Here is a 26,198-nt window from a genome sequence, read left to right as displayed (position 1 = left end):
TCGCGGCACGCATGCCGGCCTGGCTGCCGTCCGGCAGCCGTCGATGCTGATCATTCGAACGTTTCCTCATTTTTTGTTTTACTTGGACGCAAACCGGATCAGGCGGAAATGCGGCCGTCCCGGGTCCGGTGTCTCACGAGGAGGTTGAAGCTCCTTTCGTTCGTTGATCGAGCACACCTTTTCCTCGTGCGGGCATACCGATCGTCGATGATCGTAGGCGGACGGCCGGGCTTCGGCAATTTGTGCCGATAACGAAACACCGTCGGCGCCCGGTTTATCCCTTCAAGATCTCGCGACCCGAAAGCGTCGATAGTGCAACCAGCATTTTTTCCGGCTTGTCGCGGACCGTGCGGTCATGTCGACCGCCCGGCGTGGGCAGCAGACTACTGCATGCTCCAGCCGTGGCTCACCACCAGCGACTGCCCGGTCAGGGCGTTGCTGCCGAAGCCTGCGAAGAACAGGACCGCTTCGGCGACATCCTCCACGGTGGTGAATTCGCCGTCGACGGTGTCCTTGAGCAGCACCTGGCTACGCACCGCATCCTCGCTGATCCCGAGCCGTGCCGCATGCTCGGGGATCTGCCGCTGCACCAGCGGCGTCAGCACGAAGCCCGGGCACACCACGTTGGCGCGTATGCCGTCCACCGCACCTTCCCTGGCCACCACCTTGGCCAGCCCGATCAGTGCATGCTTCGCTGCGACATAAGGCGCCTTGTACGGTGACGCCTCCTTGGAATGCACCGAGCCCATGTAGATGATGCTGCCGCCAGCGCCTTGCGTCTGCATCGCCCGCATCGCCGCACGCGTGGTCAGGAAGGCGGCGTCCAGATGGATCGCGGTGACCCGGCGCCAGTCGGCGAGCGACAATTCCACGATCGGCTGCACATGCTGGACACCGGCATTGCTGACCAGGATGTCGAGCCGGCCAAACTGCTGCACCACGGCGGCAACGCCGGCCTCGACCTGGGCCTCCTCCGTGACATCCATCGCCACGGCGATTGCCACGCCGCTGCCGAGCGACGCCGCCAGCCGCTCCGCTTGCGCGAGATCGAGATCGGCGATCGCCACCTGGGCCCCTGCGGCGACCAGGCGCCTCGCGACAGCCGCCCCGATGCCGCTCGCAGCACCCGTCACCAGTGCGACCCGCCCCTGGAGCGTGACAGCATCCGGCTGCATCAGGCCGCCTTCCCCTGCCTCGCCAGTTCGTCCAGGCTTGCAACCACCTTGCGCGCCAGCCCGATGCGCTGGGCGGTGGTCATCTCGCGCGCCACCGCCAGCTTGTGGTCCGGACGCAGCCGCACGCCGTCCTGCTGGCGCTTGCCGATCCAGGAGATAAGCCCGGCCGGATTGCCGAACGAGTTGCCGCGGAACTGCACCACCATGCCCTTCGGCCCGGCCTCCAGCTTCTCGACGCCCGCACTCCGGCACAGCCGCTTCAGCGATACCACCTGCAGCAGGTTCTCGACCTCGTCCGGCAGCGGCCCGAAGCGGTCGACCAATTCGGCCGCCATCGCCTCGCTCTCGGCATCCGAGGTCAGCGCGCCGATGCGGCGGTACAGCCCCAGCCGCACCGGCAGGTCGGGCACATACGTCTCCGGGATCAGCACCGGCAGCCCGAGCACGATGTTCGGCGTCCAGTCGCGATCCTCTGCCTTGCGACGACCCTTCTCAACACGCAGGTCGGCGACCGCATCCTCCAGCATCTGCTGGTACAGCTCGATGCCGACCTCGCGGATATGTCCGGACTGCTCGTCGCCGAGCAGATTGCCGGCACCGCGCAGGTCAAGGTCGTGGGAGGCGAGCGTAAAGCCGGCGCCGAGCGCATCCAGCGTCTGCATCACCTCGAGCCGCTTCTCGGCGGCGGGCGACAGGCGGTGGCTCTGCGGCCAGGTCAGATACGCATATCCGCGCTGCTTGCCGCGCCCGACACGGCCACGAAGCTGGTAGAGCTGGCCTAGGCCGAACATGTCGGCGCGGTGGATCAACAGCGTGTTCACCGCCGGCATGTCGAGCCCGCTCTCGACGATGTTGGTCGACAGCAGGATGTCGTACTTGCCGTCGCCGAACTCGGTCATCACCCGCTCGAGCTCGGTCGGCGTCAGCCGTCCGTGCGCCTCGACCAGCCGGGCCTCGGGCACGATCTCGCGCAGCCGCTCGCCCATGCGCGACAGGTCCTCGATGCGCGGCACCACGCAGAACACCTGCCCGCCACGGAACCGCTCGCGCTGCAGCGCCTCGCGTATCACCACTGCGTCAAACGGCATGATGAAGGTGCGTACCGCAAGCCGGTCGGCCGGCGGCGTTGCGATCAGGCTCATCTCCCGTACGCCGGTCAGGGCAAGCTGCAGCGTGCGCGGGATCGGTGTCGCGCTCAACGTCAGCACATGCACGTCCTCGCGCAGCGCCTTCAGCTTCTCCTTGTGCGCCACTCCGAAATGCTGCTCCTCGTCGATGATCAGCAGCCCGAGATCGGCGAACTCGATGCCCTTGGCGAGCAGCGCGTGGGTACCGACGATGATGTTCACCGTCCCGTCCGCGACGCCCTTTTTCACCATCGCCGCGTCCTTGGCATTCACCATCCGCGATAATTGCTCGACGCGCACCGGCAGGCCTTCGAAGCGGGCCACGAATGTCCTGTGGTGCTGGCGCGCCAGCAGCGTGGTCGGCACCACCACGGCCACCTGCGAGCCGGACATCGCGGCCACGAACGCCGCCCGCAGCGCCACCTCGGTCTTGCCGAAGCCGACATCGCCGCAGATCAGCCGGTCCATCGGCTTGCCGGCTGCCATGTCCTCCAGCACGTCGGCGATGGCGCGTGCCTGGTCCTCGGTCTCGATGAACGGGAAGCGGGCGCAGAACTCGTCCCAGCTGCCTTCCGCCGGCGCCAGCGACGGCGCCTCGCGCAGGTGGCGCATCGCGGCGACCCGTATCAGCTCGCCCGCCATGTCGCGTATGCGCTGCTTCATGCGCGCCTTGCGGGTCTGCCAGGACGCGCCGCCCAGCTTGTCCAGCGCCACGCCGTTCTGCTCGGACCCGAAGCGGCTCAGCAGCTCGATATTCTCGACCGGCAGGAACAGCTTCTCGCTGCCGTCGTAGATCAGCCGCAGGCAGTCGTGCGGCGCGGTGCCGACGCCGATGGTCTCCAGCCCGTCATAGCGGCCGATGCCGTAGTCCTGGTGCACCACCAGGTCGCCCTCCGCGATCTCGGTGGCCTCGGCGATGAACTGGTCGGCGCGCTTGCGACGGCGCGGCGGCCGCGAGATGCGCTCGCCCAGCAGATCCTGCTCGGACACCAGCGCATAATCGTCGGCCACGAAGCCGCGCTCGAGCTGCAGCGTCAGCAGCCCGATGATGCCGGGCTTCAGCCGGCGTGCCTCGCGCCAGGTCTCCACCACCTCGACCGGCAGCCTGTGGTCGCGCAGCAGGGTGCCGATGCGCTCGCGCGAGCCACGCGTCCAGGCTGAGACCAGGGTGCGGCGCTTCGCATCCGCCCAGGATTTCGCCTGGTCGCCGAGCACCGAGAACACGGTGTCCCGCGACCCCGGCGGCAGCGAGCGGGCGAACATGATGCCGGGCCGGCCGCCGGCATCGTGCCCCTCGGCGCCGTCGGGCTTGCCGAACGGGCTGAAGGCGAGCATCGGCAACCCGCCCAGCATCGCGTTCCAGGCCTCGCGGTCGAGGTAAAGCAGGCCCGGCGGCAGCGGCCGGTATGGGACGTCGCCCTCGCGCGACGGCAGCTTGCGCGCCTCGGCATGGTCCGCGATCATCTCGAGGCGCGCCGTCAGGACTTCGTCGGCCTGGTGGTCGAGACTGACCGACACCCCGGGCAGGTAGTCGATCAGGGTCTCCAGCCGGTCGTGGAACAGCGGCAACCAGTGCTCGATCCCGGTGTGGCGGCGCTGGTCCGACACGCTCAGATAGATCGGGTCCGATGTCGCGTCCTGCCCGAAATGCGCCCGCCAGCCGGTGCGGAAGCGGGCCACGCTGCCGGCATCGAAGGACAGCTCCGCGACCGGGCGCAGCACGAACTCCGCCCGCTTGCCGGTGGAGCGCTGCGTGGTGGGGTCGAAGCCGCGAATGTTGTCGACCTCGTCGCCGAACAGGTCGAGCCGCACCGGCTCGGTCTCGCCGGACGGGAACACGTCGAAGATGCCGCCGCGGGTGGCGAACTCGCCAGGCTCCATGACGGTATCGACGCGATGGTAGCCGTTCGCCACCAGCAGCTCGGACAGGAAGGCGGAGTCCAGCGACTCGCCCGCCTTCACCGACAGCGAGGTGCCCTCGAAGGTCGTCCGCGGCGGCACCCGCTGCACCAGTGCGTTCACCGTGGTGAGCACGATGCGTCGCGGCGCGTCGCGGCTTGCAGGTTCCACCAGCCGCGCCAGCGTCGCCACCCGTTCGGACACGATCACCGGGTTCGGCGAAACGCGGTCGTACGGCAGGCAGTCCCAGGCCGGGAACCGCAGCACCTCGGTGTGCGGCGAGAAACAGGTCAGCAGGTCGGCCAGCCGGGCGAGCCCGGCATCGTCGCGCGCGATATGCAGCAGCGGCCCGTCATGCTCGGCGAGGCGCGCCGTCAGCAGCAGCGCGTCGAACCCCTCCGGAACCCCCCAGACCTGGGTGACGCCACCCTGTTTCGCGATCGGCGCCCTGGCGGCCGGCCGGTTCGCGGTGATGCCCAGGCTCAACGCTGCACCAGCCCGAGGCGCGCGTTGCGGGCAGTCTCGTGCGAGGCGTCCTCGATGCGCCGCAGCATCGGGCTGTCGGATTCGGGAGGGATCGGACGGCGCCCGGTCAGCCAGTCAGCGAGGTCGACGTCGGGCAATTCCATGATCTCCTCGAGCGCATCGAGTTCCTCGCCGCTGAAGCCGGCGAGACCCGCCTGCACGAACCCGCCGATCAGGATGTCGGTTTCATGGGTGCCGCGGTGGGTGGCCCTGAACAGGATACGGCGCCGCCGGGCCCCGTCCGAAGGCAGGATCCCCTCCGGCGGGGCGGGAGAGTGCGGAGCCGGCGTGGACGGAGTATCAGGAATGGCGGTTTGTTCCATGGCGCGCGCTGTCATATAGCGGCGCACCCCCTGCCTGTCAGCCCATACCGACCGAGGATGCCAGCAGCAACTTGTCCCAGCAGACCGCATCCCAGCAGCCCGCATCCCGGCAGCACGGGCGACGCCCGCCCGAGCCGGCTGCCGAAGAAGCCGTCCGGCCGGCGTCGCCGCACGACGCTTTGCGCGCGCCGCTTTCGTCCCTGCCGCTCAATGCCGGTCTCGTCGGCCTGCTCGCCCGCGCGGTCGGCGGCCCGACGCTGCTCGACCTGCTGTTCCATCTGCCCGAAGGCATGATCGACCGCCGCTACCGGCCGCGGCTCGCCGAGGCCGAGGCCGGACGCATCGCCACCCTCGCCGTCACCGTGCAGCGACTCGATCGCCCGCAGCGGCCGCGGCAACCCTGGCGCGTGCTGGTCGGCGACGGCAGCGGCACCGCCGAGCTGGTGTTCTTCAGCCAGCACCAGGCGCGCGGCCTTGCTCCGGGTGCCGAGCTGATGGTGTCCGGACGCCTGGAACAGTACGGCAACCGCCTCAGCATGGCGCATCCGGAGCACATGCTGCCGCGCACCCGCGCCAACGAGCTGCCGCTGCTGGAAGCCTCCTGGCCGCTCACCGCCGGACTGGTCCCGAAGGTCGTCGCACGCAGCCTGCGCATCGCCCTGGAGCGGGTGCCGGAGCTGCCCGAATGGCTGGAGCCATCGGTGGTCGCCCGCGAGAAGTGGCCCGGCTTTGCCGAGGCGCTGCGCCTGCTGCATTTCCCCGGTGACACCCTCGTCGACGCCGACCCGGTCACCCTCGCGAAGAGATTGGACGCTGCCCGCCAGCGGCTGGGGTGCGACGAGCTGCTGGCGAGCCAGGTCGCGGTGGGGCGTGCCCGCCGACGCAGCCGTACCCGTCCGGGCCGTGGCCTATCCGGCGACGACACGCTGCGGCGCCAGGCGCTGGCCACCTTCGGCCACCTTCCCACCCCGGCGCAGCGCCATGTGCTGGCCGAGATCGATGCCGACCTCGCCGCCCCGACCCGGATGCTGCGCCTGCTGCAGGGCGATGTCGGCGCCGGCAAGACGCTGGTGGCGTTGATGGCCATGCTGCGCGCCGCCGAATGCGGCCTGCAATCGGCGTTGATGGTGCCGACCGAGATCCTGGCCCGCCAGCACCACGCGACGCTGAGCCGGCTGTCGCCGGTGCCGGTCGCCCTGCTCACCGGCAGCATCAAGGGGCGCGCCCGCAAGCAGGCGCTGGACGATCTCGCCTCCGGCCGGGTGAAGCTCGCGGTCGGCACCCACGCGCTGTTCCAGCATGGCGTTGCCTTCGACGACCTCGCACTCGCGGTGATCGACGAGCAGCATCGTTTCGGCGTCGAGCAGCGCCTCATGCTTGGCGACAAGGGTGAGATGACCGACATCCTGGTGATGACGGCAACCCCCATCCCGCGCACCCTGCTGCTGACCCAGTGGGGCGAGATGCAGGTCAGCCGGCTCGACGGCAAACCACCCGGCCGCAAGCCGATACGCACCAGCCTGCACGCCATCGCCGCCATGGAGGAGGTCTGCGCCGGCATCTCCCGTGCGCTCGCCGGCGGTACCCAGAGCGGCGGGGCCCAAGGCGGCGGAGCGCAGGCGTTCTGGGTCTGCCCGCTGGTCAGCGAGAGCGAGCTGCTCGACGTGGCGGCGGCGGAGGCCCGGCACGCCTCGCTGACCGAGCGGTTCGGCCTCGGCCGCGTCGGGCTGGCGCACGGCAGGCAGGACATCGCCGTGCGCGAGGCGGCCTTGGCGGATTTCGCGGCCGGCCGCACGCGCATCCTGGTCGCCACCACGGTGATCGAGGTCGGCGTCGATGTTCCCGGTGCGACCATCATGGTGATCGAGCATGCCGAGCGTTTCGGGCTGGCGCAGCTGCACCAGCTGCGCGGTCGGGTCGGGCGCGGTGGCGAGGTCAGCTACTGCCTGCTGCTGCATGACGACGCGCTCACCGCAAGTGCGCGCCAGCGCCTCGCCATGCTGCGCGAGACCGAGGACGGCTTCCTGATCGCCGACGAGGACCATCGCCTGCGCGGCGGCGGCGACCTGATGGGGCGCCGGCAATCCGGCCTGCCCGGCTTCCGCCTCGCCGCCGGCCCGCGCTTCGACGAACTGCTGCGTCTCGCCTGGCAGGATGCCGAGATGCTGCTCGATCGCGATCCCGCATTGACCTCGCCGCGCGGGCAGGCTGTCACGGTGCTGCTCGACCTGTTCGGCCGCACCGATGCACTGCGCACCCTGCATTCCGGCTGACCACACTCAGCACCTCTCGACGGAGCCACCCGAATGGACGCCAACCCACTCCAGCCGCCCGCCGCCGGGCGTCGGCCGCTGCGCATCGAGCAGCTCGGGCGCACCCGCACCGACGACTATGCCTGGATGAAGGACGAGAACTGGCAACGCGTGCTGCGCGATCCGGCGGTGCTGCGCGATGATATCGCGACCCATCTGCGCGCCGAGAATGCCTACACCGCGGCGATGCTGGCGCCGACCGAGGCGCTGCAGGCGACGCTGCTGGACGAGATGAAGGGCCGCCTGAAACCGGACGAGATGTCGCCGCCGCTGCCGGATGGCGATTGGGAATACTATGCGCGCTATGCCGACGGCGCCGAGCAGCCGGTCTATGCGCGGCGTCCACGCGGCGGTGGAAACGAACAGGTGCTGCTCGATGTCGACGCGCTGGCGAAGCCGCACGACTATTTCGTCGTCGCCGACGCCCAGCACGGCAACGACCACCGCCTGTTCGCCTATGCCGAGGACGCGCAGGGCTCGGAGGTCTACCGCATCCGCGTGCTCGATCTCGAGACCGGCACGCTGCTGGACCATGCCATCGAGAGCAGCACCGGCGACTTCACCTTCTCGCCCTGCAGCCGCTTCCTGTTCTGGACCTTCCGCGACGACAACGGCCGCCCGACGCGCATCTACCGCCGGCCCGCGCGTGGTGGAGATGACGAGCTTGTCTACGAGGAACACGATCCGGGCTTCTTCATCGGCGTCGGCACCACGTCGTCGCGAGAGTGGATCACCCTCGAGTGCGGCGACCAGGAAACCACCGAGACCTGGCTGATCCCGGCCTCCGACCCCACCGCGGCACCGGTCCTGGTCGCCGCCCGCGACAAGGGCGTGCGCTACTCGCTGTCGCACTGGGGCGACCGTTTCATCATCCGCACCAACCTCGACGGCGCCGTCGATTTCAAGCTGATGCAGACCCCGGCGGATGCGTTCTCGCGCGAGCACTGGCGGGACCTCGTGCCGTACCGTCCTGGCCATTATATCGTACGCGAACGGTCGTTCCGCGATCATCTGGTCTATGTCGAGCGGCATGAAGCCAACAACAGCATCGTCATCATGAGACGTGATGGCGATACGCACGGCATCGCCATCGACGAGCCGGCATACCTGCTGTCGGTGGATGGCAGCTACGAGTACGACACCACGAAACTACGCACCGGCTACCAGTCGCCGACCACGCCGCGGCAATGGTTCGAGTACGACATGGACACCCGCGAGCGGCGCCTGCTCAAGACACAGGAAATCCCGTCCGGCCATGACCCCGCGCAGTATCGCACGCGGCGGCTGCAGGCGCCGGCGCCGGACGGCACCATGGTGCCGGTCACCGTCCTCATGCGCCACGACACGCCCGAAATCGGCACCGCGCCGCTGCTGCTGTATGGCTACGGCTCGTACGGCCACGCGATCGAGCCGGCGTTCTCCATCACCGCCCTCGGCCTGGTCGATCGCGGCTGGGTGTATGCCATCGCCCATGTCCGGGGTGGCTCGGAGAAGGGCTGGGGCTGGTTCCTGGACGGGCGCGGCCCGCGCAAGCCGAACAGCTTCACCGACTTCATCGCCTGCGCCCAGCATCTCGTCGAGCAGCGCCTTGCCGACCCGGCGCGCATCGTGGCGCAGGGTGGTTCGGCCGGCGGCCTGCTGATGGGTGCCGTCGCCAACCTGCGCCCGGATCTGTTCGCCGGCGTGATCGCCCAGGTGCCGTTCGTCGACATGCTCAACACCATGTCCGACGTCTCGCTGCCGCTGACGCCGCCGGAATGGCCGGAATGGGGCAACCCGATCACCGACGCCGAAGCCTACGACCTCATCGCCGGCTACTCCCCGTACGACAACATCCGCGCGGTGGCCTACCCCGCCATCCTCGCGCTCGGCGGCCTGTCGGACCCCCGCGTGACCTACTGGGAGCCGGCCAAGTGGGTCGCGAAGCTGCGGCAGGTCACCACCGGCAACCGCCCGATCCTGCTGCGTATCAACATGGAAGCCGGCCACGGCGGCGCCTCCGGCCGCTACGCGCGGCTCAAGGAGACCGCCCTGGCGCAGGCCTTCGCGATCTGGTGTGTCGGCGCAGCCTGAAGGGTCTACTCCGGCAGCATCTCGCCGGAGCCGCCGAGTTCCGCGGGGAAGTCCCGGAACTTGGGCAGCCCGTCATGCATGTGCAGGACGGTGTCGGCATAGTTGACGTGCACGCCGGCGGCGAACGGCAGGGTCGGCACGGTGGCGGCGAACACGTCGACCAGGCCGACCGTCGGATGGCGGGACATCAGGTGGCCGCCACAGCGGGTGCAATACTGCCGCTGCGTGAAGTCGGTCTTCTGGAAGGTTCCGACATGCTCCGACCCGGACGTCACCCGCACCGCGTCCGGGGACCACAGCGTGAAGGCGTTCACCGGCCCTCCCGACCAGGACTGGCACGACCGGCAATGGCAGTAGCCCATTCCCTCCGGCGTGCCGGACACCTCCAGCGACACCGCGCCGCAGAAGCAGGACCCGGCATGGGTTGCTGTCTCGCTCATCGTCGTCCCTCCTGGATTTATCGACCGCGGCTCTCCGGCCGGTTCGCATAACGACTACGACGCCATCCCGGCGTCAATCGCCCCGCGCGGCCCCCGGCGGCGGCGGCTGCTGCTCGAAATGCCGTGCCTGCGGATCGACCAGGCCCCAGGCCGGCCGCGACGACGTCCAGATGTAGCTCGCCGGGTGTGCCGGCGCCGGATCGTCCAGTGTGCCGGCGCGCACCACCACCGCTTCCGGGCGGCAGGTCGCGGCACTGAACAACCCGGTGCCGCAGGTCGGGCAGAACCGCCGGCGCATCTCGTTGCCGCTATCCGCCACGCTGACATACTCGGTGGTGACGCCCGTCACCTTCAGGCCGGCGCTGGCGCAGATCACGTTCACCGCCGCATTGCCGCAGGCGAGATACTGGCAATCCCGGCACCAGCACGCCCGTGTCGTCAGGGGCGGTCCCTCGACCTCGTAGCGCACCGCGCCGCAGAAACACCCGCCGGTCATCTTGTCCTTCATGTCCATTTCCCTCACGCGAACAGCAATCCCTTGCGCAGCATGCCGTGCACGCCCTTCTCGCCGTTCACCGTCTGCGTGACCCGGAAGTCCACTGCAAGCGAGCAGCTGACATAGGCCTCGTCGCGGGTGAGCCCGCTGCGCGTGGTGATCAGCGCGATCATCTCCCGCAGTGCCTGCTTCATGGCGATGCCCAGATCCTCGTTTAGTCCCATCGTGATGAAATGCGTCGGCGTCTCGGCGCGCGGCTGCAGCAGGATCGGATCCTGCACGCCGTGGCCCTTGTGCAGCACCAGGGTGAAGCGGCCGTCGAGACACATCTCGAGCGCGTTCACGCACACCTCGCCGTCGCCCTGCAGCCCGTGCCCGTCTCCCGCCGAGAAATTGGCGCCCTCGACCAGCACCGGCAGCCACAGCGTGCTGCCGGCCACCAGCTCGCGGTTATCCAGGTTGCCGCCGTGCAGGCGCGGCTCGCGGGACGAGATGCGGCCCCAGTCGGCGGGCGGCGCCACCCCCATGATGCCGAAGAACGGCCGCAGCTTCAGTTCCGGCCCCCAAGGCAGCCGGCACACGCCACGCGCGCGGTCCACCGGGATATGGCTCATGTAACGGTGCGGGAAATCCTCCGGCAGCGTTCCCGCCAGCGGCCGGAAGCCGCAATACCCCCAGTCCGCGGCCGGCTCGACTGCCTCGATGCGTACCTCCAGCATGTCGCCCGGCATGGCGCCCGCCACCGCGACCGGCCCGGTCAGCATGTGGGTGCCGAGCCGCGCCGGGTTCGCGGCATGGATCGCCGCCAGGCCCGTCGGGATGGCGAGCGGACTGCCGGGCGGCGGCATCACCTCGGGACCGCCGGAGAGGCATTCGAGCGCCACCGTATCGCCGGAGGCTATCGTCAACACCGGCGGGATCGTCGCGTCGAACATCCCGAGCCGGACCGTCTCCGGCGTCGCCGCCACCTGATGCACCGCCATCGTCCACTCTCCTCCGAACCTCGGGGCCCCGCCCGTGCCCGGATGTTGCCCGCAATCCCGGCGCCCGACGAGCACCGTCCACGAAGCGACATGCGCAAATCATCGGTCGTCAGCTTCCGCGGGCCGGGCTAGACAGTGCCCGAACCCTGGCTTTGTCTGATCGTTGCAGCGCGATGCCTCTGGCGGACCGGCGTCGACCGGAGCCGGACCGGGCAAGCAGCGCCACGAGAGGATGAGCATGTCGTTCGAGAGCACTCCAGATCGCACCGGCCCGATCGATCCGACACGCTCGCAGCAGGTCGCGCGCGGCATCCTGGTCCTGCTCCTCGTCCTGCTCGGCCTGTTCACCCTGCAGGACTTCCTGATCTCGCTCGCGTGGGCGGCTGTATTCGCGATCGCCATCTGGCCGCTGTTCCGCCGCGCCAAACGCCGCTGGCCGCCCGGCAAGCACAACCTGCTGATGCCGTTGGTGTTCACCAGCGCGGTGGCGCTCATCTTCGTGGTCCCCCTGCTGCTGATCGGGATCGAGGCGGCGCGGGAGGCACAGGGCGTGCTGGTCTGGGTCGACCATGCCCGCCAGAGTGGCGTCCCGGTGCCCCCGGCACTCGAGCACCTGCCTGTCGGCAGCGAGGCGGCGACCAACTGGTGGCGGCAGCACCTCACCGACCCCGGCGATGCCAACACCCTGTTCAGGCAGCTCAAGCCGGCCCGCAGCGTGGCGATGACGCGACAGCTCGGCAGCCAGGTGGCGCACCGCGTCACCCTGTTCGCCTTCACCATCATCACCCTGTTCTTCCTGTTCCGCGAAGGCGAGGATGTGACCGCGCAGATGCTGGTCGCCAGCCGGCGGGCGTTCGGCGAGCGCGGCGAGCGGATCGGCCGGCAGATGATCGCCTCGGTGCATGGCACGGTCGACGGACTGGTGCTGGTGGGCCTGGGCGAGGGCGTGATCCTCGGTGGCGCCTATGCCATCGCCGGCGCCCCGCATCCGACCCTGTTCGGCGTGCTGACCGCGGTCGCCGCCATGATCCCGTTCTGCGCGGTGATCGCGGTGGCGCTGGCTTCCCTGCTGGTGGTGGCGAGCGGCAGCGCCGCCTTCGGGATCGCCCTGTTCGCGTTCGGCATGGTGGTGATCTTCGTCTCCGACCATTTCATCCGGCCGGTGCTGATCGGCGGCGCCACCAAGCTGCCGTTCCTCTGGGTGCTGCTCGGCATCCTGGGTGGCGTCGAGAGCTGGGGACTGCTCGGCCTGTTCCTCGGCCCGGCCATCATGGCGGCGCTGATCCTGCTCTGGCGTGAATGGACCGCACCGGCCGGCAGCAAGTCGGCCTGAGCCTGCGTTGCCGGGATGACCGCCGGCGACGTGATCAGAACCGCCGCCTCAGGCGAGTGACAGCGCCTCGATCGCATCCGGATCAAGCAGACGCACTCCACCCGGCACCACCAGCAGGAGGTTTTCGCGCGCCAGCCGGGAGATCGTCCGGCTGACGGTCTCCAGCGTCAGCCCGAGATAGTCCGCGATATCCGCGCGCGTCATCGGCAATGGCAGGTGCAGGTGGCCGGCAGCACCGTGGCGGCTGCGCCGGTCGCGCAACTGCACCAGGAACGCAGCCACCCGCTCCCCGGCAGTCTGGCGGCCGAGGAGCACGATGTGATCCTGGGCCAGGGCCAGTTCGTGCATGGCAACCTCATGCAGGCGTTGCAGCAGCCGCGGCTTGGAGCCGACCAGGCACGAGAAATCCGTGCGCGAGAACCGGCAGGCGGTCACCGGGTCCACGGCATCGGCGCAGAAGGCGTGGCGCTCGGACAACGCTAGCCCCAGGAAATCCCCGGGCAGCAGGAAACCGATGATCTGCCGGCGTCCGTCCGCAAGCAGCCGGTACAGCCTGACCATCCCGCCGGTGATGTTGAAGACCCAGCCGGCAGGATCGTCCTGCCGTGCGATGGTCTGCTTCTCACCGAAATGCACTTGGGCGCTGATCGCATCGAGGAGTTTCAGCTCTTCCGTCTCGAGGGCGGCACACAGGCTGATGCTGCGCACTGCGCAACCGGAACAGACTTCGTGCGGGAGGTCGATCGGATGTCGCGCGAGCCCCTGCATGGCAAGTCTCCACTGTTCGGCCAGCCTGTCGCGATCGCCAGCAATCCTCCGCTGGCCTTCGAGGCACGGTCGGTGTCGCACGATACGCTTGCGCCTGCGCAGGAACGCTGCTGCGGCGTCCGCAGGCAGCCGCTTCGCGAGAATGCCGCGCATCAGCGTCGGCAGGCCTGACGGGCTTGCCTCAGGATCGTATGCGATGGCGAGGGTAGGAGACGACAGGAATTTGGTCGGGCAGGCGGGATTCGAACCCACGACCCCCAGTCCCCCAGACTGATGCGCTACCAGGCTGCGCTACTGCCCGCCATTCCTGCGGTCGCGTCGATGTAGCAGCGCCGGGCAGCTACTGCAACGGCAGTGGGCCGACAACCCGGCACCGGAACCCGACAGGCCGGGACCGCTCAGACCGGCAGTTGCCGGCGCAGGCTCTCGAGTTCCGCCAGCACCATGCCGAGCGCCGCGCGCAGCCTGCCGATCTCGCCCGCGAGGCTGCCCGGCCCTGCCAGGGACACCGCGCTCGCGACCCGTGGCGCGGGCGACGCCGGCGACATCGACGTGGCGGCCGTTCCGGCGCTCTCGGGCCGCGCACGCAGCGGTGCGGCAGGGCGCTGTTCCTGGACCACGCCCACCGGCTCGTCGCCGTCCTGGTCGGCAACCTCGGGCGGCGGCAGATCGCCCTGCAGGGTGCCGTCGCCATCGCGCAGCAGCCGCTGCACGCCCTTGATGGTGTAGCCCTGGATGTACAGCAGGTCGGCGATGCGGCGCAGCAGCCCGACATCGTCCGGGCGGTAGTAGCGCCTTCCACCGCCCCGCTTCAGCGGCTTGACCTGGGGAAACCGCGTCTCCCAGAATCGCAGCACATGCTGCGGCACGTGCAGTTCGTCGGCAACTTCGCTGATCGTCCTGAACGCGGTCGCCGACTTCTTCAGCCGTCCGCCGCCGGCGTCGTTATGACTGTCGCCACTTGCCGGTGCCCCGGCGTCGAGGTCGAACAGGCCCGCCTCGGCTGTTGTCCCGGAAATTGCCCCGGAGGACTCGTCGGGCCAGTCGGGGCGATCCCCGAAGGTCGGCTCGTCCGACAGCGGGTCGCCCGGACGGCTCATCCGGCGTCATCCTCGATGCCGGGTTCCTGGCCGTTCACCCGTGCCTTCAGCACCTGGCTCGGGCGGAACACCAGCACCGAGCGAGGCAGGATCGGCACCTCGACGCCGGTCTTCGGGTTGCGGCCGATCCGACGTCCCTTCTGGCGCACCGAGAAGGTCCCGAAACCACTGATCTTGACGGAATCTCCAGCCTGCAGGGCGACCGCGAGCCGCTCGAGGACACTCTCCAGGAGGTCGGCCGATTCATTCCGGGACAGTCCCACCTGCGTGTAGATGTGCTCGGCCAGATGCGCACGTGTCACGGTGTTCATGTTCGAAGCGTAGGCAACCACGCAACTCACGTCAATTGAACGAAACATCCTGCCGATGGATGCGCCACCGGCCACGGCCGGTCACATGCGGACCAGCGCCGAACCCCAGGTCATGCCGCCGCCCAGCGCTTCCATCAGCACGAGGTCGCCGCGGCGGATGCGGCCATCCCGCATCGCCTCCGCCAGTGCCAGGGGAATCGACGCCGCCGACGTGTTGGCATGCCGGTCCACGGTAACGATGACCCGTTCCGGCGGCAGGCCCAGCTTGCGTCCCATCGCATCGATGATGCGCTTGTTGGCCTGGTGCGGCACCAGCCAGTCCACGTCGGCATGAGCCAGCCCGTTCGCCGCCAGCGCCTCGTCGACCGAGGCCGAGAGCTTGGCGACCGCATGCCGGAACACCTCGCGCCCCTGCATGCGCAGCGTGCCCGGGCGATCCGGCCGTCCGACCGCGCCGTCGACGTAGAGCAGGTCGCCGAAGCCGCCGTCCGCGTGCAGGTGGGTCGAGAGGATGCCGCGCGTGCCGGGTTCGCCGGCACGCAGCACGACCGCCCCGGCGCCGTCGCCGAACAACACGCAGGTGCTGCGGTCGCTCCAGTCGAGGATGCGCGAATAGACCTCGCTGCCGATCACCAGCACGGTGCGCGCCTGGCCGTTGCGGATGAAGGCGTCCGCGCTTGCCATCGCATAGATGAAGCCCGAGCACGCCGCCGCCAGATCGAAGGCAAAGCCCCCGGGGACGCCGAGCGCTGCCTGCACCCGGGCCGCGGTAGCCGGGAAGGCCTGGTCCGGGGTGCTGGTCGCCAGGATGATCGCATCCACGTCGGCGGCCTGCAGCCCGGCATCGTCGAGGGCCGCCTGCGCCGCGCGGGTGCCCATGTAGGCGGCGGTCTCGTGCGGTGCCGCGAGGTGCCGCTGGCAGATGCCGGTGCGCTCGCGGATCCACTCGTCCGAGGTCTCGACGCGCAACGCGAGGTCGCTGTTGGTGACGACCTGCTCGGGCAGATAGCCGCCGGCGCCGACCAGATGCACCCCCGGCAGGTCCCGGCTGTTGTCGCGGCGCGATTGCCCGATCATCGCCTGCTGCCCTACTCGGCCGCGGCGATCGGCGCCGCCTGCAGTTCGAACTGCTGCAGGCCGGTGCGGATGCGCTCGTTGAACCCGTGCGTGACCATGTCCATCGCGACGTCGACGGCATGCGCGAAGCCCTCCGCGTCGGCGCCGCCATGCGACTTCACCACCACGCCGTTCAACCCGACCAGCACGGCGCCGTTGTAGCGTGCGGGATTGAGCCACTCGCGCATGCGCTCCAGGCCAGGCCGCGCCAGGATGTAGCCGAGCTTGGAGACTGCGCTCGAGCTGAAGACCTGCTTGAGCATCTCGCCCACCAGGCGCAGCGCCCCCTCGCCGGTCTTGAGCGCGATGTTGCCGGTGAAGCCGTCGGTCACCACGACATCGGTGGTGCCGGCGGTGATGTCGTGCCCTTCGACGAAGCCGCGGAACTGCGCGGCGAGCTTGCTGCCGCGCAGCACGTCGGCTGCCTTCTGGACCCGGTCGTCGCCCTTCATCTGCTCGGCGCCGACATTGAGCAGCCCGATGGTCGGCGCCGGCAGGCCGAGAACGGTACGCGCGAACGCCTCGCCCATGACGGCGAACTCGACCAGGTTGCGCCAGTCGCAGACCACGTTGGCGCCGAGATCGAGCATCACCACGTCGCCCCGGGCGGACGGGCTGAGCGCCGCCAGCGCCGGCCGGTCGATGCCCGGCATTGTCTTCACCACAACCTTGGCAAGCGCCAGCATGGCGCCGCTGTTGCCGGCCGAGACCACGCCCTGGGCCTCGCCGGTCGCCACCGCATCCATGGCCAGGCGCATCGACGAGTTGCGCACCCGCAGCGCCAGCGTCGGCTTGGCATCCATGCTGATGGCGCTGCCGGCGTGGCGAAGCGTGCAGATCGATGCCGCGCGCTTGGAGCGTGCCAGCATCGGTCCCAGCACGGTCTCGTCGCCGATGAGCAGGATGCGGGCTTTCGGGTGGCGCTCGGCGGTGATCGCCAGGCCCTTGATCACGATGTCCGGGGCGCCGTCGCCGCCCATGCCGTCCACGGCGAGGTTGAATGGTCCCGGACCGGCCTGGACGCTGCTCGCCTGCAAGATCACGCCCGGGTCCCCGGAAACGGCAAGGGACCGCGCATCGGAACCCGGCACACCGGACCCGGCTGCATCGGAGTTGGCGGCAGGCCCCGGGCCGGCTTCACCCGAGGATGCGGCGCCCGACAACCCTGCCTCCGGTCAGATCCGAATGGTGCCTTTCAGGGCCTTGCCGGCCTGGACGACCTCACGTCCGTCATAGTGGCCGCAATGGCCACAGACGTGATGCGGGCGCTTCAGCTCGCCGCAGCTGCTGCATTCCGCATGGGCCTCGACACGCAGCGCCTCATGACTCCGGCGCATGCCGGCGCGAGAGGGCGAGGTCTTTCTCTTCGGAACAGCCATGGGGGTGATCCCCTCCAAAACATGATTAAACAGGACGGCGCGGCAGACGCATGTACGATCGCCGGCCGTCCAAAGATGAGGCGCGGGCTCTAGCAGACGGCGCCTGCCTCCGCAAGCACGTGCCCTGCAGGGCGGAGAGCCCTCCCGGCGGCGATCGCGACGGCGCCCGTCTCAGGCATTGCCCCCACCGCCACCGCCCTTGGCCCGGGCGGCCAGGATGGCGAACGGGTGCGGGCGATCCGGCAGGGCGCTCTCCTCGATCGGGTCAACAACCTCGTCATCGCCCTCGATACCCAGCAACCCCGGCAGCGCATCGGCGGGCAGGCCGGGCCGGCGCGGATAAGGGTCGAGACCCAAGGCAAGCTGCTCCGTCGCCGTCTCGCCGAGATCGATGGCATCGTCCCGGTAGGGAACCTCGTCCGGCGCGTCCGGATCGGGATCGTCATTCTCGGCGCCTTCCGGCACGAAGTGCAGCCGGAAGCGCTCCTGCACCACCGCCTCGAACGGCTCCAGCGTGACCACGCAGACCTGCGTCACCTCGGCGCGCAGCTCGCCCTCGGCCTCGACCGCCCCGCGGGACGGCGCTCCGAGCGTGAAACGGCATCGCAGCGAGGTGACCGCCGGGATCTGCAGCCGCGCCGCCAGCGCCTGAAGTTCGGCCGCATTGGCCTGCACGTCCTGCTCCAGCCCATGCGCGCCGATCCGCTGCAACGGGACCCGGCGGGAAAATTCTGGGCGGGTCATGGTTCTCTCCGCGAACAGGACGGGCCTGCAGACAGGTTGGGCCGTACTCAGGCCGGGCCGGCTTCGAGCAACACCCGGCCGGCGATCAGTTCGGCATCGGACTGCTGCGCCAGCGCCCGGTCCAGCGCGATCGCCTCACGCGCCAGCCGGCCGACCGTCGCTTCATCCGGCGGCGACCCGCGCCATATGTTGCGCGCCAGGCAGTCGGACAAGAGCTGCCTGTCCTCCACCTGCAGCGCCGCCTCGTAGGCATGGCAGCGGCCGTTGAAGGCCTGCCACATCGCCCCGACCCGGCGCGGCACCCCGAGATCGCCGACGCCGAGCTCACGCAGGCTCGCATCCATGTCGCGGAACATCGCATCGAACACCGACTGCGCCAGAGCCGGCGCCGTCCGACGCAGCCGGCGCACCAGCAGGGCGGCCATCAGGCAGATCATGTCGAAGCGCCCGTCCAGGGTGTCCGGCACACCGCCCGCGCGATAGAAGTGCGGCTTGCGCGCAGCCGCCACCGCCTGCAGATAGAGCAGCCGGCCGGCCTCCTCGCCTTGCTGCCGGGAAGCCCGGCGCGCCAGCATGCCCCACATGAGATCTGTCCCTTCCCGCCGACACGGCCGCATCCATTGACACCATCCGGACGATCGGGCACCGGACAGCAGCTTCAAGCACAGGACGACGACATCGCCATGCGGCCGATCTCCAATCAAGTCCGGGCGGCGCGAGCTTCGGCCAGCCGCCGTGCGATCGGTCCCGCCGCCTGCCTGCCCCTGCTGGCCGTCGCGCTCGCCGGGTGCGGGCTGTTCTCGCCTTTGCCGACCGATCGCGGCATCAGCATAGAAGCTGTCGACTACGACAAGCTGGTCCCCGGCACCACGACCAAGGCCGACGTCACCAACCTGATCGGCTCGCCGACCTCGCACGCCACCTTCGACGACAACACCTGGATCTATATCGGCGAGGTCACCGCCCCGGTGCCGATGGCGCGGCCACGCGTCGAGAAGCAGGAAGTGGTGGTGCTGGCCTTCGATGCCGGCGGCACCCTGCGCAGCCGGCGGCTCCTCGACAGGGCCGACGGGCGCGACATCGCGATGGCGGCAGGCAAGACGCCGACACCGGGTAGCCAGACCTCGTTCATGCAGCAGCTGATCGGCAACGTGGGCCGCTACAACCCGCTCGGTGCGATGGGCGGGGGTGGCCTGGGCAGCAGCGGCCTCGGCAACTCCAACAACGGCTACGGCCATGGCGGCACCGGCAACACCGTCGGCGGCGGTTCCTAGAACAGGAGGCAGGCCTGCTGCAGCCTCAGGCCGCCGCCTGCAGGGGCAGCCTGATCCGGGCGCGCAGCCCGCCCATCGGCGAAGTCTCCAGCGACAGCTCGCCGCCATGCGCGCGTACGATGTCGCGCGCGATCGTCAGCCCCAGACCGGTCCCGCCGGTGGCGCCGCTCTCGAACGGCCGGAACACGCTCTCGCGCCGGTCCGGCGAAATGCCCGGCCCGTCATCGTCGACCACGATCTGCACCGCCCGCTCCTCGAGCATCGCCACCAGCGAGATGCGGCCGCCATGGCGGCGCGCATTGTCGAGCAGGTTTGCCAGCACGCGACGGATCGCGTCCTTCCTGAGCATCAGCTCCGGCATCGGCGTGCTCAGCACGCGCACGAAGTCGGCCCCGGCACGGCTCGCCGACAGCGCCACCTCGTCGAGCAGCAGCGGCAGGTCGACCGGGCGCGCCTGCTCGCTGCCCTCGCCGCGGGCGAAGCCGAGATAGCCCTCGATCATCCGCTCCATCTCCTCGACATCGGCGATCATCTCGCTGATCTCGGGCGCCAGCTCCTCCGCGTTCAGGGCGCCGTGCTGCGGCACCATCGCGAGCGACAGCCGCAGCCGGGTCAGCGGCGTGCGCAGGTCGTGCGAGACGCCGGCCAGCATCGCGGTGCGTTGCGTCACGAAGCGCAGGATGCGCTCCTGCATGCGGTTGAAAGCCGACGCCGCCTTGCGGACCTCCTGTGCGCCCTCCGGACGGATGGTGCCCTGCTCCCGGCCCATGCCGAACGCCTCGGCGGCACGCGCCAGCCGGCGGATCGCCCGCACCTGGTTGCGCATGAACAGGGCCGCCACCATGAACAGCAGCAGGGCGCTGCCGGCGTTCCAGGCCACGAACAGGTAGATCGGTCCGACATCGAGCCGCTTGCGCGGCGCGTCGATGTCGAGCACCCCGCCCTCGAGCTGCACATGGATCTTCACCACGTGCGGGTCGGTATGCCAGTCCATGGTGAAGGGCCGCCTGATGCCCTGCAGCGCCGCCGCCAGCTCGTCATCCATCGGGCCGAACAGGTTGGCGCGCCTGGCGTGGTCGAGGGTCGCATCCGGCCGGAAGCGCATCGCGAGCAGGAACTGGTCGCTGGCGGTCGCCATGATCCAGGCCTGGTCGGCCGGGCGGCGGTAGCGGTCCAGCAGCAGCAGGGTCTGGGCGACCTCTCCGGCGACACCGGCGGACAGCCGGCGCGAGACGATGTCGAGATGGCTGCCATAGAACAGCTGCAGCGACACCCCCTGCGTCACCACCAGCGGGATCAGCACGATCAGCAGCGACCGTCCGAGCAGCGAGCGCGGCAGCACCCGCCGCATCGGCCGCTCCAGCATGCTGGTCCAGCGGCGCCCGACCCGCTGCCTCGCAGGTCCCGGCGAAGCCCGGACCGCGGTCTCGTCAGGCGCCGCCATTGCCGGCGCGGCTCACGATCCCGGCTTCAGCACGTAGCCGCGGCCGCGGACGGTGTGCAGGTAGCGTGGCTCGCGCGGGTCAGGTTCGATGCGGCGGCGCAGGCGGGTCACCTGCACGTCGATGGCGCGCTCGCCCGCCTCGTCCATTTCCAGGGTGCGGGCGATCGCCTCGCGCGACAGCACCTCGCCCGGCCGGCGTGCCAGCACCGCCAGCAGGGCGCTCTCCCCGCCGGTAAGATAGACGTTGCCATCCGGCCCGCTCAGCAGGCTGCGCACCGGGTCGAACACCAGGTCGCCGAGCTCGACCGGGCGCTGGTTGTCCGTCGGCTGCGGCGGTCCGACCCGGCGCAGCAGCGCTCGCAGCCGCAGCAGCAGTTCGCGCGGCTCGAACGGCTTGCCGAGGTAGTCGTCGGCGCCGCTCTCCAGTCCGGCGATGCGGTCCTCCGGCTCGCCGCGCGCGGTCAGCAGCAGGATCGGCAGGTTCTGCCCGACCAGGCGCAGCGCCCGGGTCAGGTCGAGCCCGGTCTCGCCAGGCATGGTCACGTCGAGCACCATGGCGTCCGGCTGCATGAAGCCGAGGATCTGCCGCGCCTCGGTGGCCCCGGAAGCGACGCTGATCCGGAATCCCTGGGTGGAGAGATAGCGCTGCAGCAGCTTGCGCAGGCGTGCATCGTCATCGACCACCAGCACATGCGCGTCCGGCGCGCCGGGCGGCGGCGAGGTGTAGAGACTCATTTCCGCCTTGCCCCCGGGGCATCCGCCCGCAACGGCGTAACCGCCTGGACGCCGGGGCGCAGCGGCGGACGCGACGGCGAGTTCGATCCCGGTGCGCCACCCTCGAGGAAGCGCGGGTCGAGCTGTGCGCGGGTCTGTTCATCCATCATGGCATGCATCACCCGCCGGAAGCCCTCCACCGCCTGGCCGCCGGCCTCGCGATAGGCATCCAGGATCCGCTCGCGCTGCCGCTCGAACAGTTGTCGCTCCAGCGCCCGGCCGCTGTCGGTGAGGCTGAGCAGCCGCTGCCGCCGGTCGCGGGTGCCGGTATCCTGGCGGACGTAGCCGCGCGCAACCAGCTCGCCCAGCACCCGGGCCAGGCTCTGCTTGGTGATGCGCAGCAACGCCAGCAGCTCGCTGACGGGAAGCTGCGGCCGGCGGCCGATGAAGTGCAGCGCGCGGTGATGCGCGCGCCCGAGCCCGAGGCCCTCCAGCACGATATCCGCCGACGCCGTCAGGTCACGATAGGCCAGGAAGAACAGGTCCTGCGCCAGCCGCATCTGCTCCTCGCGCAGGAACAGCAGCGACGAGCCGGGCTCGACCGGCTGCGCGCCCCGCGGTCCGTGCTGCGACGCACGCGCAACTTCGCCCGGAAGGGGTACGACGCGGCCAGGCAGCTTGGACACCATGCACGAGTTAAGACAGCTTCATTGACATAATGGAAGAGGCCTTCTAGGTCCAAAAGGCACTCTTCCCCCATGATGTTTAAGGACAGGACCGATGGCGCTGGTGCCGTTCGACGACCGCGACGGAATGATCTGGTGGGACGGCGCGCTGATCCCCTGGCGGGACGCGAAGCTGCATGTCCTCTCGCACGGCCTGCACTACGCCAGCGCCGTCTTCGAGGGCGAGCGCTCCTACAACGGCCACATCTTCAAGCTGCGCGAGCATACCGAGCGGCTGGTCGAGAGCGCACGCATCCTGGGCTTCGAGATCCCGTTCTCGATGGACGTGATCGACGCCGCCTGCCGGCAGGCGCTCGAGGTCAACGGCCTGACCGATGGCTATGTCCGCCCGCTCGCCTGGCGTGGCGCCGAGCAGCTTTCGGTCTCCGCCCAGCAGACGAAGATCCACCTGATGGTCGCCGCCTGGTCCTGGCCGAACCTGTTCGGCGACGACCGCATGAAGGGCGTGCGGCTCGGCATGGGAAGCTGGAAGCGCCCGCACCCGGAGACCGCGCCGATCCGCGCCAAGGCGGCCGGCCTGTACATGATCGGCACCATGTCGAAGCACGACGCCGAGGCGCGCGGCTTCAACGATGCGCTGATGCTGGACTGGCGAGGCCAGGTGTCGGAGGCGACCGGCGCCAACATCTTCTTCGCCATGGACGGCGCGCTGCACACGCCGATCCCGGACTGCTTCCTCGACGGCATCACCCGGCGCACGGTGATGGCGCTGGCTCGCAAGCGCGGCCTGCAGGTGATCGAGCGGGTGATCATGCCCGACGAGATGCGCGCGGCCTCCGAGGTGTTCCTGGCCGGCTCGGCCGCCGAGGTCACGCCGGTGCGCGAGATCGACGGCCTGCATTTCGCCCCCGGCCCAGTCACCGAGATGCTGCTCGGCGACTACGAGGCGCTGGTCCGCATGCCGCCCGCCGATGTCGAAGCACGCCTTGCGGCCTAGTATCTTCAGGCCGTGATGTTCAGACGGCCTGCGGACGCAGCCGATCGAGGCTGAGCGTGCGCTTCAGCTTGCCGATCCGCGCCACGCCCTGCAGCCGGCGATCGAGGAATTCCTCGGTCGCCGGGCCGCCGGACGCATCGCGCAGCCAGAACAGCAACGTCGTCGAATAGACCGCGGCCAGGATCGCACGCTTGCTGTACCAGCTCTGGTCCACCGACACGTCTCCGGCGACGTGCCAGATGGTGTCGACGGTGCGCGCGATCGCCCGCAGGGAGGCGAGCCGGTTGCCTGGCAGCGACAGCACCGCGAGGCCGCGCCGTATGGCATCGCGCTCGTCCTCGGACTGGCGCAGCCGCAGCAGGATCAGCTCCCGCACCCGCCGGCTGGTCCGGGTTTCCTCGATCTCGCCGGCCGCCGCCTCCATGCGGCGGTCGCCGTAATCGGCGTGCGCCTCCACCATCTCCGCGGCACCCCCCGGAAACAGCAGGTCGGCATCGGGCCCCGCGGCCAGCCGCATCGCAGCCGCGGTCCAGCCATGGACACCGACCAGCGGGACCACCAGCAGCAGGGCCGCATCGCGATCGTCGCTACGCTCGATCGGCCCGGGAAATTCCGTGACGGCGGCGCGCGAGGCGCCATCGACCAGCCCGGGCAACTGACGCATGAACAGGCCGGGCAGCATACGCAGCGGGTTCATCGTGCCGGCTCCTGCTGCACCGGGCCCGCGATGCCGTAGCGCTGCATCTCGTCCTCGAACGCGAACCTGGTGAAATCCTGCATCCGCATCGGATACAGCACGCCGTCGAGATGGTCGTATTCATGCTGCAGCACGACCGCAAGGAAGCCGGTCGCCTCGCCCTCGACCGGACGCCCCTCGCGGTCCACCCCGGCATAATGCACCCGCGCCGGACGCGGCACCGCTCCGCGCAGGCCCGGGATCGACAGGCAGCCCTCGACCGCCAGCGCGGTCTCCTCGCCGACCGGGGTGATCACCGGGTTGATCAGCGCCTGCGTCTCGCGCGGCGGATCCTCCGGACCGGCGCTGCGCTCGGCCGGCACCCGGTAGACGAACAGCCGCAGCGGCACATGCACCTGAGGCGCCGCGAGCCCGGCGCCCTTGGCATCGATCATCGTCTCGATCATGTCGTCGATCAGCCGGGCGATCTCCGGGCTGGTCGGTTCGGACACCTCCGCCGCGCGGGCGAGCAGGACGGGATGCCCCATGCGGGCGATCTTGAGCAGGGCCATGCGGTCTCCGGTAATGTGCCGGGCATGCCCCGGCATGTCGCTCAATCTGGCGATGCCTGCGGATCCTGCAACGCCGCCGGGGTGGATCGCGAGTCGCTGCGGCATCCTGGGAAGCATTTGTGCATCCTCGGAAGCCTGTGCTATATCCCGCGCCTCTCAGCCAGCCCGCCACGTGCGGGCGATGCAACACGACCGCGACCGGACCACCGGCCGTGCAGAGGAGTTTACGGCGCAGTGCAGGTTCTCGTCCGGGATAACAATGTCGACCAGGCGCTGAAGGCGCTGAAGAAGAAGATGCAGCGCGAAGGCATTTTCCGTGAGATGAAGCTGCGCCGGCACTACGAGAAGCCGTCCGAGCGCCGGGCCCGCGAGGCCGCCGAGGCTGTCCGCCGCGCCCGCAAGATGGAGCGCAAGCGCCTGGAGCGCGAGGGCTTCTAAAGCCCGCTAGCCAGGACCGATCGACAGGAGGGCCGGGTTCCCGTCGGGGAGCCCGGCCCTTTCTCATGAGCCCTGTGCACCGGTCAGGCTGTCGCATCCGCCTCACGCAGCCGCAGGCGGCGGATCAGCCAGGGCATCGTCATGCCCTGCACGAAGATCGAGAACGCCACTACGGCAAACGCGACCGCCACCAGCGCACCGCGCTCCGGCAGGGTGTCGGGCAGCGCCAGCGCCAAAGCCAGGCCGAGCGCGCCGCGCAATCCGCCCCAGACCAGCACATGCTGGTGCCTCGCATCGACCCGCAACCGGCTGCGGCTGAACAGTAGGCAGACCGGATACACCGCGAGTGCCCGGCCAAGCAGCACCGCGGCGATGGCGATCAGCGCATCCGGGGTGAACAGGGAAGCCGGATGCCTGGCGCCCTGCGCGCCGATCAGGATGAACACCACGGAGTTCGCCAGGAACGCCGCGAACGCCCAGAAATCGAACAGCCATCCCCTGGTCCCCTCGGAGATGGCGCCACGCCGGCCGACGTTGCCGACCAGCAGACCGGCCGTCACCGTCGCGAGCACGCCGGACATCCCGAGATGCTCGGCCAGTATGAAGGACCCGTAGGCGGCGATCGTGGTCAGCGTGGTCTCGACCAGATGATCGTCGGTGCGGCCGACCAGCAGCAGCACGCCACCAGCCACCACGGCGCCCGCGGCGACGCCGCCGAGGACGGTCCAAAGCAGCGAGCCGGCGACCGCGACGGCGCCGCTCGCATCGCCCCCCTGCACCGCCAGCAGGATGCCGAACCCCACCGCGGCCGCACCGTCGTTGAGCAGGCTCTCGCTCTCGACCAGCATGCCGAGCCGGGGAACGACATGCAGCTCCTTGAAGGCGGCGATCACCGCCACCGGATCGGTCGCCGCGATCAGCACCCCGAACAGGCCGGCCGCGATCCAGCTCCAGCCGAGCAGCAGATGCAGGGCGCCGGTCACCACGGCGGTGGCAATGGCCACGCCTGCGAAGGCCAGCATCAGGGTCACCGGCAGCGCATCCCGGAACGGGCGCCAGCGCAGCTGCAGCGCCGCCTCGAACACCAGCGGCGGGAGCAGCACCTCGAAGATCAGGTCGCGCGTGAGCCGGAAATCCAGGCCGGTCTGCATGAACGGCAGCGCGATGCCGGCCAGCACCAGCCCGACGCTGTATGGCAGGTGCGCCAGGCGGGACAGCATCGCCACCAGCGACGCGACCAGCAGGATGACGCCCAGGCCGAGGATGGCATGATCGTGCAACGGCCGGCTCCGG

27 protein-coding genes and 1 tRNA gene are annotated in these 26,198 nt (G+C 69.8%); 7 read left to right on the top strand and 21 right to left on the bottom strand.

Annotated elements, in window-relative coordinates; all coding sequences use genetic code 11:
* Positions 1 to 383: 383 nt before the first annotated feature.
* From FE263_RS10740 to FE263_RS10730, 3 genes are read right to left on the bottom strand one after another with little or no spacing between them, the layout of a single operon-like run.
* A complete protein-coding gene (locus FE263_RS10740) occupies positions 384 to 1,175 on the bottom strand; it encodes a 3-hydroxybutyrate dehydrogenase (RefSeq protein WP_138325989.1) in 792 nt (263 codons plus the stop codon).
* Positions 1,175 to 4,642, bottom strand: a complete 3,468-nt coding sequence (mfd, locus tag FE263_RS10735) for a transcription-repair coupling factor (protein ID WP_138326308.1) — start codon at positions 4,640 to 4,642, stop codon at positions 1,175 to 1,177. Before mfd ends, FE263_RS10740 begins: the two co-directional genes overlap by 1 nt.
* A 41-nt stretch (positions 4,643 to 4,683) precedes the next feature.
* Entirely contained in the window at positions 4,684 to 5,049 is a 366-nt protein-coding gene (locus tag FE263_RS10730; RefSeq protein ID WP_138325988.1) for an FAD assembly factor SdhE, read from the bottom strand.
* A gap of 179 nt (positions 5,050 to 5,228) precedes the next feature.
* Here FE263_RS10730 and recG point away from each other — a divergent pair, with 179 nt between their 5' ends.
* Positions 5,229 to 7,322, top strand: a complete 2,094-nt coding sequence (gene recG, locus FE263_RS10725) for an ATP-dependent DNA helicase RecG (RefSeq protein ID WP_171034077.1) — start codon at positions 5,229 to 5,231, stop codon at positions 7,320 to 7,322.
* Between the two features lie 33 nt (positions 7,323 to 7,355).
* Positions 7,356 to 9,434, top strand: a complete 2,079-nt coding sequence (locus FE263_RS10720) for a S9 family peptidase (protein WP_138325986.1) — start codon at positions 7,356 to 7,358, stop codon at positions 9,432 to 9,434.
* Positions 9,435 to 9,439: 5 nt separating this feature from the next.
* On the opposite strand, the gene FE263_RS10715 is transcribed toward FE263_RS10720, so the two are convergent.
* From FE263_RS10715 to FE263_RS10705, 3 genes are all read right to left on the bottom strand, one after another.
* A complete protein-coding gene (locus FE263_RS10715; protein WP_138325985.1) occupies positions 9,440 to 9,874 on the bottom strand; it encodes a GFA family protein in 435 nt (144 codons plus the stop codon).
* Positions 9,875 to 9,947: 73 nt separating this feature from the next.
* The gene (locus FE263_RS10710) at positions 9,948 to 10,382 is read right to left on the bottom strand and encodes a GFA family protein (RefSeq protein ID WP_138325984.1); all 435 of its coding nucleotides are present in this window, start codon (positions 10,380 to 10,382) and stop codon (positions 9,948 to 9,950) included.
* An 11-nt stretch (positions 10,383 to 10,393) separates the two neighbouring features.
* Positions 10,394 to 11,353 carry an acetamidase/formamidase family protein gene (locus FE263_RS10705; protein WP_171034040.1) on the bottom strand — a complete coding sequence of 320 codons (960 nt, stop codon included), beginning with the start codon at positions 11,351 to 11,353 and terminating at the stop codon, positions 10,394 to 10,396.
* Between the two features lie 232 nt (positions 11,354 to 11,585).
* On the opposite strand from FE263_RS10705, the gene FE263_RS10700 reads away from it, so the two are divergent.
* A complete protein-coding gene (locus tag FE263_RS10700) occupies positions 11,586 to 12,686 on the top strand; it encodes an AI-2E family transporter (protein WP_205880334.1) in 1,101 nt (366 codons plus the stop codon).
* Between the two features lie 48 nt (positions 12,687 to 12,734).
* Here the strand turns inward: FE263_RS10700 and FE263_RS10695 are convergent, their stop codons facing one another.
* Positions 12,735 to 13,394 carry a helix-turn-helix domain-containing protein gene (locus FE263_RS10695; RefSeq protein WP_205880333.1) on the bottom strand — a complete coding sequence of 220 codons (660 nt, stop codon included), beginning with the start codon at positions 13,392 to 13,394 and terminating at the stop codon, positions 12,735 to 12,737.
* 39 nt (positions 13,395 to 13,433) lie between these two features.
* On the opposite strand from FE263_RS10695, the gene FE263_RS10690 reads away from it, so the two are divergent.
* On the top strand, positions 13,434 to 13,625 hold the full coding sequence (locus tag FE263_RS10690; RefSeq protein WP_138325981.1) for a hypothetical protein: 192 nt from the start codon (positions 13,434 to 13,436) through the stop codon (positions 13,623 to 13,625).
* A gap of 53 nt (positions 13,626 to 13,678) precedes the next feature.
* Here FE263_RS10690 and FE263_RS10685 read toward each other — a convergent pair.
* The 8 genes from FE263_RS10685 to FE263_RS10650 form a co-directional block, all read right to left on the bottom strand.
* Positions 13,679 to 13,755 (bottom strand) — tRNA-Pro (locus tag FE263_RS10685).
* A gap of 97 nt (positions 13,756 to 13,852) precedes the next feature.
* Positions 13,853 to 14,554, bottom strand: coding sequence for a MerR family transcriptional regulator (locus tag FE263_RS10680; protein WP_408886183.1), 702 nt, complete (start codon positions 14,552 to 14,554; stop codon positions 13,853 to 13,855).
* On the bottom strand, positions 14,551 to 14,913 hold the full coding sequence (locus FE263_RS10675; protein WP_171034039.1) for an integration host factor subunit alpha: 363 nt from the start codon (positions 14,911 to 14,913) through the stop codon (positions 14,551 to 14,553). Before FE263_RS10675 ends, FE263_RS10680 begins: the two co-directional genes overlap by 4 nt.
* A 33-nt stretch (positions 14,914 to 14,946) precedes the next feature.
* Positions 14,947 to 15,942 carry a beta-ketoacyl-ACP synthase III gene (locus FE263_RS10670; protein WP_138325979.1) on the bottom strand — a complete coding sequence of 332 codons (996 nt, stop codon included), beginning with the start codon at positions 15,940 to 15,942 and terminating at the stop codon, positions 14,947 to 14,949.
* A gap of 11 nt (positions 15,943 to 15,953) precedes the next feature.
* Positions 15,954 to 17,021 (bottom strand): phosphate acyltransferase PlsX, encoded by a 1,068-nt coding sequence (gene plsX, locus FE263_RS10665; RefSeq protein WP_276611183.1) that lies wholly within the window; start codon positions 17,019 to 17,021, stop codon positions 15,954 to 15,956.
* 135 nt (positions 17,022 to 17,156) lie between these two features.
* Complete coding sequence (gene rpmF / locus FE263_RS10660; protein ID WP_138325978.1) at positions 17,157 to 17,360, bottom strand: 50S ribosomal protein L32; 204 nt, start codon at positions 17,358 to 17,360, stop codon at positions 17,157 to 17,159.
* A 171-nt stretch (positions 17,361 to 17,531) separates the two neighbouring features.
* Complete coding sequence (locus tag FE263_RS10655; RefSeq protein ID WP_138325977.1) at positions 17,532 to 18,104, bottom strand: YceD family protein; 573 nt, start codon at positions 18,102 to 18,104, stop codon at positions 17,532 to 17,534.
* Positions 18,105 to 18,151: 47 nt separating this feature from the next.
* Positions 18,152 to 18,688 carry a ubiquinol-cytochrome C chaperone family protein gene (locus FE263_RS10650; protein ID WP_240759373.1) on the bottom strand — a complete coding sequence of 179 codons (537 nt, stop codon included), beginning with the start codon at positions 18,686 to 18,688 and terminating at the stop codon, positions 18,152 to 18,154.
* A 99-nt stretch (positions 18,689 to 18,787) separates the two neighbouring features.
* Between FE263_RS10650 and FE263_RS10645 the strand changes: the two genes are divergently transcribed.
* Positions 18,788 to 19,378 (top strand): outer membrane protein assembly factor BamE, encoded by a 591-nt coding sequence (locus tag FE263_RS10645; protein ID WP_138325976.1) that lies wholly within the window; start codon positions 18,788 to 18,790, stop codon positions 19,376 to 19,378.
* Between the two features lie 25 nt (positions 19,379 to 19,403).
* Here FE263_RS10645 and FE263_RS10640 read toward each other — a convergent pair whose 3' ends face one another.
* The 3 genes from FE263_RS10640 to FE263_RS10630 all read right to left on the bottom strand — a co-directional run bounded on the left by FE263_RS10640 (position 19,404) and on the right by FE263_RS10630 (position 22,225).
* On the bottom strand, positions 19,404 to 20,744 hold the full coding sequence (locus FE263_RS10640; protein WP_138326303.1) for an ATP-binding protein: 1,341 nt from the start codon (positions 20,742 to 20,744) through the stop codon (positions 19,404 to 19,406).
* A 90-nt stretch (positions 20,745 to 20,834) separates the two neighbouring features.
* Complete coding sequence (locus tag FE263_RS10635; protein WP_138325975.1) at positions 20,835 to 21,557, bottom strand: response regulator; 723 nt, start codon at positions 21,555 to 21,557, stop codon at positions 20,835 to 20,837.
* Positions 21,554 to 22,225 (bottom strand): MarR family winged helix-turn-helix transcriptional regulator, encoded by a 672-nt coding sequence (locus FE263_RS10630; protein ID WP_138325974.1) that lies wholly within the window; start codon positions 22,223 to 22,225, stop codon positions 21,554 to 21,556. Before FE263_RS10630 ends, FE263_RS10635 begins: the two co-directional genes overlap by 4 nt.
* 91 nt (positions 22,226 to 22,316) lie before the next feature.
* Between FE263_RS10630 and FE263_RS10625 the strand changes: the two genes are divergently transcribed.
* Positions 22,317 to 23,219, top strand: a complete 903-nt coding sequence (locus tag FE263_RS10625) for a branched-chain amino acid aminotransferase (RefSeq protein WP_138325973.1) — start codon at positions 22,317 to 22,319, stop codon at positions 23,217 to 23,219.
* Positions 23,220 to 23,238: 19 nt separating this feature from the next.
* On the opposite strand, the gene FE263_RS10620 is transcribed toward FE263_RS10625, so the two are convergent.
* Positions 23,239 to 23,916: a COQ9 family protein gene (locus FE263_RS10620; protein ID WP_240759371.1), complete on the bottom strand. Its 678-nt coding sequence runs from the start codon at positions 23,914 to 23,916 to the stop codon at positions 23,239 to 23,241.
* Complete coding sequence (def, locus tag FE263_RS10615; RefSeq protein WP_138325972.1) at positions 23,913 to 24,467, bottom strand: peptide deformylase; 555 nt, start codon at positions 24,465 to 24,467, stop codon at positions 23,913 to 23,915. Before def ends, FE263_RS10620 begins: the two co-directional genes overlap by 4 nt.
* 234 nt (positions 24,468 to 24,701) lie before the next feature.
* On the opposite strand from def, the gene rpsU reads away from it, so the two are divergent.
* A complete protein-coding gene (gene rpsU, locus FE263_RS10610; RefSeq protein WP_084440514.1) occupies positions 24,702 to 24,905 on the top strand; it encodes a 30S ribosomal protein S21 in 204 nt (67 codons plus the stop codon).
* A gap of 83 nt (positions 24,906 to 24,988) precedes the next feature.
* Here rpsU and FE263_RS10605 read toward each other — a convergent pair whose 3' ends face one another.
* Positions 24,989 to 26,185, bottom strand: a complete 1,197-nt coding sequence (locus tag FE263_RS10605) for a cation:proton antiporter (RefSeq protein WP_138325971.1) — start codon at positions 26,183 to 26,185, stop codon at positions 24,989 to 24,991.
* Positions 26,186 to 26,198: the final 13 nt, after the last annotated feature.

This window comes from Lichenicoccus roseus (assembly GCF_005844085.1).
Lineage (GTDB): Bacteria > Pseudomonadota > Alphaproteobacteria > Acetobacterales > Acetobacteraceae > Lichenicoccus > Lichenicoccus roseus.
Note: the sequence above shows the minus strand (reverse complement) of the source record. Positions and strands in the feature narration are given on the sequence as shown.